The organism is Arthrobacter sp. Y3225209 (assembly GCF_059090685.1).
Genome location: NZ_JBNHFW010000026.1, coordinates 41,593 through 48,836, shown reverse-complemented (window position 1 = coordinate 48,836; position 7,244 = coordinate 41,593). Strand labels below are relative to the sequence as shown.

General features: G+C 66.7%; 7 protein-coding genes. 4 read left to right on the top strand and 3 right to left on the bottom strand.

Annotated features, from left to right (window positions below; all coding sequences use genetic code 11):
- Together AC5RVB_RS13585 and AC5RVB_RS13580 are read right to left on the bottom strand one after the other, a co-directional pair.
- Positions 1-619, bottom strand: a 619-nt coding sequence (locus tag AC5RVB_RS13585) for a PTS sugar transporter subunit IIA (RefSeq protein WP_494142918.1), incomplete at its 3' end; no start/stop codon positions are given.
- A complete protein-coding gene (locus AC5RVB_RS13580; protein WP_227903236.1) occupies positions 619-1,650 on the bottom strand; it encodes a 1-phosphofructokinase family hexose kinase in 1,032 nt (343 codons plus the stop codon). The genes AC5RVB_RS13580 and AC5RVB_RS13585, both read right to left, overlap by 1 nt.
- A gap of 260 nt (positions 1,651-1,910) precedes the next feature.
- Here AC5RVB_RS13580 and AC5RVB_RS13575 point away from each other — a divergent pair, with 260 nt between their 5' ends.
- The 3 genes from AC5RVB_RS13575 (at position 1,911) to AC5RVB_RS13565 (ending at position 3,869) form a co-directional block, all read left to right on the top strand.
- Positions 1,911-2,567 carry an alpha/beta hydrolase gene (locus AC5RVB_RS13575; protein ID WP_227903237.1) on the top strand — a complete coding sequence of 219 codons (657 nt, stop codon included), beginning with the start codon at positions 1,911-1,913 and terminating at the stop codon, positions 2,565-2,567.
- A gap of 134 nt (positions 2,568-2,701) precedes the next feature.
- A complete protein-coding gene (locus AC5RVB_RS13570) occupies positions 2,702-2,977 on the top strand; it encodes a GlsB/YeaQ/YmgE family stress response membrane protein (RefSeq protein ID WP_227903238.1) in 276 nt (91 codons plus the stop codon).
- A gap of 139 nt (positions 2,978-3,116) precedes the next feature.
- Positions 3,117-3,869 (top strand): hypothetical protein, encoded by a 753-nt coding sequence (locus AC5RVB_RS13565; protein ID WP_227903239.1) that lies wholly within the window; start codon positions 3,117-3,119, stop codon positions 3,867-3,869.
- A gap of 38 nt (positions 3,870-3,907) precedes the next feature.
- On the opposite strand, the gene AC5RVB_RS13560 is transcribed toward AC5RVB_RS13565, so the two are convergent.
- The gene (locus tag AC5RVB_RS13560) at positions 3,908-5,167 is read right to left on the bottom strand and encodes a DUF445 domain-containing protein (protein ID WP_423723745.1); all 1,260 of its coding nucleotides are present in this window, start codon (positions 5,165-5,167) and stop codon (positions 3,908-3,910) included.
- Between the two features lie 259 nt (positions 5,168-5,426).
- Between AC5RVB_RS13560 and AC5RVB_RS13555 the strand changes: the two genes are divergently transcribed.
- Complete coding sequence (locus AC5RVB_RS13555; RefSeq protein WP_227903267.1) at positions 5,427-7,226, top strand: glycoside hydrolase family 15 protein; 1,800 nt, start codon at positions 5,427-5,429, stop codon at positions 7,224-7,226.
- The last annotated feature ends 18 nt before the right edge of the window (positions 7,227-7,244 follow it).

The window sequence follows — 7,244 nt, the reverse complement described above, 5'->3', positions numbered from 1 at the left end:
CCGCCGTCGCACCCGCGCCGGTCCCGGAGCTGCCTGCGGTTCCGGAACTGCCGGTGGCGGAACTCCCTGCGGCGCCCGTGGAGCCTGCTGCCGTGGCGCCGGTGGCGGCCCCGCCTGCCGCTGCCGGGCCGGCGGCGCCGGAGCTGTCTGTTCCGGCCGGACCCGGACCGAGCCCCAGCGCGCCGTCGACCAGTTCAACAACGTCGCCGGGGGTGGCCGCCGAACGTAGGGACGCGGTGAAATCCTTGCGGATCAGCGACCGGGCCAGCTTGGCCAGCAGCTGCAGGTGTTCCTGGTCGGCGCCTTCCGGAGCAGCAATGAAAAAGACAATATCCGCCGGTCCGTCCTTCGCTCCCCAGTCCACCGGCGGGTCGATTCGTGCCATAGCCAGGGTTGCCTTGGTGACGGCCGCGGAGCGGCAGTGCGGAATGGCGATGCCGCCGGGAACACCGGTGGCTGTTTTTCCTTCGCGGGCCATCGCGTCGGCGTACAAATCGTCGTAACTCTGCGCGCGGCCGGCTGAAACGACGGCGCGGGCCAGGTGGGCAATCACCGAGCCTTTGTCTGCGCCAAGGTTTTGGTCAAGGGTAACCAGCTCCGGGGTGATCAGATCCGACATCAGCGTTCCTCCTTCGAGGGCGAGGCAGTGCTTGTCCCGGAGGCGGCAGGGCCGCCGGGACCGTTCAGGGCGGTGACGGTCACGGCCGCGGGGTCGGTGTCCGCGAGGGCAGGAAGCCGGGTTCCGGGCAGTGAGGCCGCTGCGGCACCGTGCGCCACGGCCTGCCGCAGGCAATCGGACGGGGAAAGTCCTGCGACTTCCGCCAGGAGGTACCCCGCCAATGCTGAGTCACCGGCCCCCACCGTTGACCGGGCCTGGACCGGAGGGCGGGAGGCGAGCCAGCTTCCCTCCGCGGTGACGAGCAGCGCCCCCTTCGCGCCCAGCGTTGCAAGGACGGCCCCGACGCCGCGCTCGAGCAGCATGTGGGCAGCACGGACGGCCAGCAGCGGGTCTTCCTCGAGTGCCGCTTCCGATGAGAACCCGGTGGCTTCGGCGAGTTCCTCGGCATTGGGCTTCACCAGATCCGGTCCCGCACCGTGCAGCAGTGCACCGGTCAGGGGCGGGCCGGAGGAATCCAGGGCAATCCGCGGGGCCTCCGGCCCCAGCCGGTCCCGTACTGCCGAGGCGGTCACTGCGTAGAAGTCCGGTGGCACGCCGGGCGGCAGAGAGCCGGCCAAAACCACCCAGGCAGGGCTGCCACTGCCGTCCTTCACAGCGCAGGCCCCCACCAGCAGGGCAATCAGGGCTTCCTGCTCCACCGGGTTCAGGGGAGGTCCGGGGGCGTTGACCTTGGTGGTGGTTCCGTCCGGTTCCGTGAGGGTGATGTTGCTCCTCAGCGGTGCCTCAATCGGCAGGTTGACGTACTCCACGCCGGTTTTCCGCAGGCCGCCCATGACCGGGTCCGCGTCCGCTCCCGGGAGAACGGCGACCGCCCTTACCCCGGACACCGTCAGGGCACGCGCAACATTGACCCCTTTGCCGCCGGATTCCTCCTCTGAGGCGGAAGCCCGCTGTACGGCGCCCCTTACCAGTGCACCCGGAAGCCCGACGGTCCGGTCCAGGCTGGGATTGGCGGTGAGCGTGATGATCATGAAGGGAATCCATCCTCGCCGGATATCCACGGAACGGCCGGTGGAGCACACCGGACCGTCCGGCAGGGCGGTTTCCGGCGCTTATTCCGGTGGTTATGAGGGCTTCTGATCGGATCCATGCACACCCGCAATCTGTGGCAAATACCACTGTTTATGCGCTGATGCGACTTTACTTTTGGTGCACCGCCCGTGGCAATGGTGGCGGGGCGGGGGTGCCCGTCGGGGGCTGCAAACGCGGGCGCCGGCGCTAGGCTGGCCCGATGGAAAACGTGACATGGTCCGCACCGGCGGACCGGCGCCGGGGGCGGGAGCTGGTTGTCCTGCTGCACGGCTATGGATCCGGGGAAGAGGCCATGGAACCGTTGTTCGCGGCGCTGCCGGAGTCAGCCGTGGGTGCTGCCGTCCGCGGCGGGCTGGAGGTGGGCGGCGGCAGCGGGTGGTTCCTGCTTGACCCGCTGCTTACTTCGGATTCCTCGGAGGTGCTGGAAGCTGCCCTGAAACTCCTTTCCCAGCTTGACCGCCTGCGCAGCGAATATGCCTTCAGCGGGGTGTCGCTGGCAGGTTTCTCGCAGGGAATGGCCATGGCCGGCACCCTGCTCAGGCTGCGGCCCCAGGAGTTCCGCGCCGTCGTCGGCCTGTCCGGTTTCATTGCCCCAAACCCGCTCCTGGCAGCCAGTGAACCGCTGCCGGTGCGGGTGCCTTTTTTCTGGGGGCGGGACCGGCAGGACTGGGTCATCAATGCCGATGCCGTAAACCATACGCAGGACTGGCTGGAGGAAAACACGGCACTGACTGCACGGACCTATCCAGGCATGGGACATTCCATCGGAGCGCAGGAAATAGCCGATGTTGGCGTTTTCCTTCGCCGCTATCTGAATTCCGACACACGCCAGGAAAAACCGCCACACGCGCGGTAACTAACACAGTTTGCGCCTTAAGGGAATTCCTGTCCGACTACTGACTAAGCATGCTGATCAAGTAGGCTGGAGGAAAGCGCTGCTCACAAGGCGGCGCTGGAAATCACTGTCACTCACACAGCAAGGAGAATCAAATGGGTATCATTGCGTTCCTTATTCTGGGTCTCATCGCAGGTGCAATTGCAAAGCTGATCCTTCCGGGTCGTCAGGGCGGCGGCTGGCTCGCCACTCTGGTCCTCGGTGTTATTGGCGCTCTGCTCGGTAGCTGGCTCGGCAGCCTGGTCATGGGAGACGGCGGCGAGCTCTTCAGCCTGACGTCGCTCTGGACCTGGGTCCTGGCCATCGTAGGCTCGATCATCGTTCTGCTGATCTACGGCTTCGTTACCCGCAAGAGCGGCAGCCGCGCCTAAGTAGTGCGTGAACGCCGCTGACGCGGCGTGCTGATTTGGAGGGCGGGGCCCGGCTGGAATATTCCACCGGATCCCGCCCTTTAGCTTTAAACAGACGAAAGATCCACGCCGGCACCGGATTTCCCCAAGGAGAGTTCTAGTGAAGCGACGCAAGTTCAATCCCGCAGCCAAACTGGCCGGCCGGGCCGCCTTCGGGCCGGACGGACAGCCCAAACCGCACGTGGTCCGGGGTATCGAACGCGCGATCGAAGTGCAGCGGCCCCTGGTGCTCGCCAATATCCGCCGGCTGCAGCGCAGGCATCCCTCAGCCGATGCCGCGGAGCTGATTAGCATCCTGGACCGGCACTACCTCAATACGGTGATGGGTGGTGGCGCAGCAGTTGGTGCCACCGCGGTTATACCGGCCGTAGGAACTGCCGCCGCCCTGGGCCTCTCGGCCGCGGCAACGGTCGGGTTCCTCGAGGCCACCGCACTGTATGCCCAGTCAGTGGCTGAGCTGCACGGCGTGCGGCTGGCGGACCCGGAACGTTCCCGCACGATGGTGATGGCCATCATGCTGGGCGAGGAGGGCACTTCCATGATGCAGTCGCTTGCCGGGCGGGGCAGTGCCTCCACCTGGGGCAGCACCATCGGCAACATGCCCTCGGGTGTGCTCGGCTCCGTAGGCGCAGGCATCCGGAAGCAGTTCCTCAAGCGGGTGATGGCGCGCCAGGGTACTGCGCTGCTGGGACGTGCCCTGCCGCTTGGTGTGGGCGCCGTCGTCGGCGGCGTAGGCAACCGTGCCATGGGCAAGGGCGTTATCCGCGCCACCCGTGCAGCCTTCGGCGAACCGCCCGCAACCATTCCCGGGCAGCTCGCCGGCGAGCTGGACCGCCTGGACAAGCCCGCCTAGCCAACCGGACGGTTGGCTCCGCCGGCGGAGCGAGGCGGCTAGCCGAAAACGGCGGAGGCGACCGTGAAGATGGCCAGACCGGCCAGGGAACCCACCACGGTGCCGTTGATCCGGATGAACTGCAGGTCCTTGCCGACCTGCAGTTCAATCTTCTCCGAGGTTTCCTGCGCATCCCAGCGTTCCACCGTTTCGGTGATCACACCGGCGATGTCGCTGCGGTAGGTGCGGACCAGGTAACCGGCAGCGTCCGCAACGTAACCGTTCACCTTCGCCGCAAGCTCCGGATCATTGACCAGGCGCGTACCGAAGTCCTGCACAGCAGAGGTAAAGTTCCGGGTCAGTTCGCTCTCCGGGTCCTCCGCAGCAGTCATCAGTGCGTTCTTGATGGTGGTCCACGTCTGCGTCATCAGTTCGCGGACCCGGGGATCGTCGAGGACCTGCTCCTTCACGGCGTCGGCCTTGGCCATGGTCTTGGGATCTTCCTGCAGGTCCCTGGCCACCCCGGTGAGGTAGTTATCCAGCGCCACACGGAGCTGGTGGTTCGGATTCTCCTGCACATCGAGCAGGAATCGCTCGGCCTGGACCTGCACCCGTTCGCCCACCAGGTCATCCAGGAACGAAGGAACCCACGACGGCGAACGTTCGGCTACCAGCCGGCTGATCACCTCGGGGTTTGCCAGCACCCAGTCGGCAAGGCTGTCCACGATCAGGTTCACCAGCTGATGGTGGTGGCCCTCTTCAAACACCCGCTGGGCCATCCGCCCGGCCGGCGGGCCCCACTGGGGATCCACCACATGCCGGCGGAACATGGATTCGAGGACGTCGCGGACGGCGTCGTCATCCAGTACGCGCAGTGCACCGCGGATGGCGGCGGCGCCTTCGGTAGCCACCCGTTCGGCGCCCTCGGGCCGGGCCAGCCAGGTGCCTGCCTTCCGGGCCACCTGCATGGAGTCAAGTTTGGTCCGGATGATCTCCTCGGACAGGAAGTTCTGTTCCACGAACTGGCCCAGGGAGGCGCCGATTTGGTCCTTCTTTTCCGGGATGATGGCCGTATGCGGGATCTTGATGCCCATCGGATGCTTGAACAGCGCGGTCACGGCGAACCAGTCAGCAAGGGCGCCCACCATGCCGCCTTCGGCAGCGGCCCGGACGTACGCCAGCCACGGATACCGCTCCTGCAGGGCGAAGGCAAAAAGGAAAATCACCGCCAGGGCAATCAGCAACCCTGTCGCCAGCATTTTCATGCGGCGCAGGGCGAGGGCGCGCTCCTCGTCGGTGGGGGCTGCGACGGCGCTCACGCGCGGGCCTCCTTCACGGACAGTGCCATTGTTGACGCGAGTTTCAATACCGCTCCCTAATCCAGTGAGGGGTCCGCGGCCGGTAGCTGAACACCGGAACGGCCCTGACCCAATCTAATCAGTGATTGGCTCGGGTGCGCTACGAGCACGGGATCCGGCCGGAGCGGTGTGGTTGAGTAGTGCCATGGCATCCCCGGTAGAGTTTTCTGCGGCGTTCCCCCTCCCGGATACCGTCACGGCGGCCACCGTGCCGCCCCAGCTGCCCTGCCCCATCGAGGACTACGCGCTTGTCTCCGATTTGCACACCGGCGCACTGATCTCGCGTACCGGCAGCATGGACTGGCTGTGCCTGCCCCGGTTCGATTCGCCGTCCGTTTTCGGTGCGCTGCTGGGTACCAGCGAACACGGCCGCTGGCTGCTTGCCCCCAGCGATCCGGCGGCCACCGTGACGCACCGCGGCTACCTCGAGTCCACCTTCGTGCTGCGCACGCACTGGCAGGCACCCGGCGGGGCGGTGCGGGTTACCGACTACATGCCGGTGGGGGACCGGCGGGCTTCACTGGTACGCCGAATCGAAGGCATCAGCGGCACGGTTGCCATGCGGCAGGAGCTGAAAATCCGTTTCGGCTACGGAACCGTGATGCCCTGGGTCTTCCGCGGTACAGACAGCGGCGGGGAACACCTCTCAGCCATCGCCGGTCCCGGTGCATTGGTGCTGCGGAGCAAGCACCTGCCCGTGGCCAGCAACCACAGCCACATCGGAGAATTCGAGGTCTCCGCGGGCGAGTGCCTGGACCTGGAACTGACCTGGTACCCCTCGCACCGGCCGGTTCCGCCGCCGCAGGACCTGGACGCGGCGTTGAAGCGCACATCGGCTTACTGGCAGGAGTGGGGGCACCGGCGTCTGGAATCCAGCGGCTACGAGCAGGCGGTCCGCCGCTCACTGCTGGTGCTGCGGGCCCTGACGCATGAGGACACCGGCGGCATTGTTGCAGCCCCCACCACCTCACTGCCTGAAGAAGCAGGCGGCGAACGCAACTGGGACTACCGCTACTGCTGGCTCCGCGATGCCGCCCTGACCCTGGTGGCCATGATGACGCACGGTTATCAGGAAGAGGCGCTGCAGTGGCGCAGCTGGCTGCTGCGCGCAGTGGCGGGAGATCCCGAGGACCTGCAGATCCTCTACGCGGTGGACGGCGGCCGGGAATTGCCCGAACAGGTCCTTCCGCAGTTCCCCGGCTACGGGGGTGCGGCGCCGGTGCGGCTGGGCAACGGTGCCGTGGGACAGTACCAGGCGGACGTGGTGGGCCACGTTATGGTGGCGCTGGCCCGGCTGCGGGACCGGGGGGTGCCCGAGGACCACTTCTCCTGGCCCCTGCAGCGCGCGCTGCTGAACTACCTCGAAAAACATTTGGAGGAACCGGACCATGGGATCTGGGAGATGCGGGGGGAGCCCCGGCACTTCACGCACTCGCGGGTGATGATGTGGGCGGCGTTTGACCGGGCAGCGGATGCGGCCAGGGAACACGGGCTCGAGGGCCCGGTGGAAGTGTGGGAGGGGCTGCGGGACGGACTGCGGCGCGAAATCCTGGAACGCGGCTTCGACCGGGAGCTGAACTCCTTCACCCAGTACTACGGCGGCGCCGGGGTGGATGCCTCCCTGCTGCAGCTGCCGCAGGTAGGTTTCATCGGCTACAACGACGAACGGATGCTGGGCACGGTGGCGCAGTTGGAGAAGCAGCTGCGCCACCCCTCGGGCCTGCTGCTGCGCTATGCCACTGAAACCGGTGAGGACGGGCTGCCCGCCGGGGAGAACCCGTTCCTGGCCTGCAGCTTCTGGCTGGTGGAGCAGTACGCGTACACCGGGCGGCTGCCGGAAGCCCGCCGGCTGATGGACCAGCTGGTGGGATACTCCAATGAACTGGGACTGCTCAGCGAAGAATATGATGCATCCAACGGACATATGGCAGGGAATTTCCCGCAGGCGTTTTCGCACCTGGCCCTGGTCCGGGCCGCGGACGCGCTGGCCGGCGCTGCGGCGCTGCCGCCGTCCGGGTAACCGGAAGCATTCACCGAC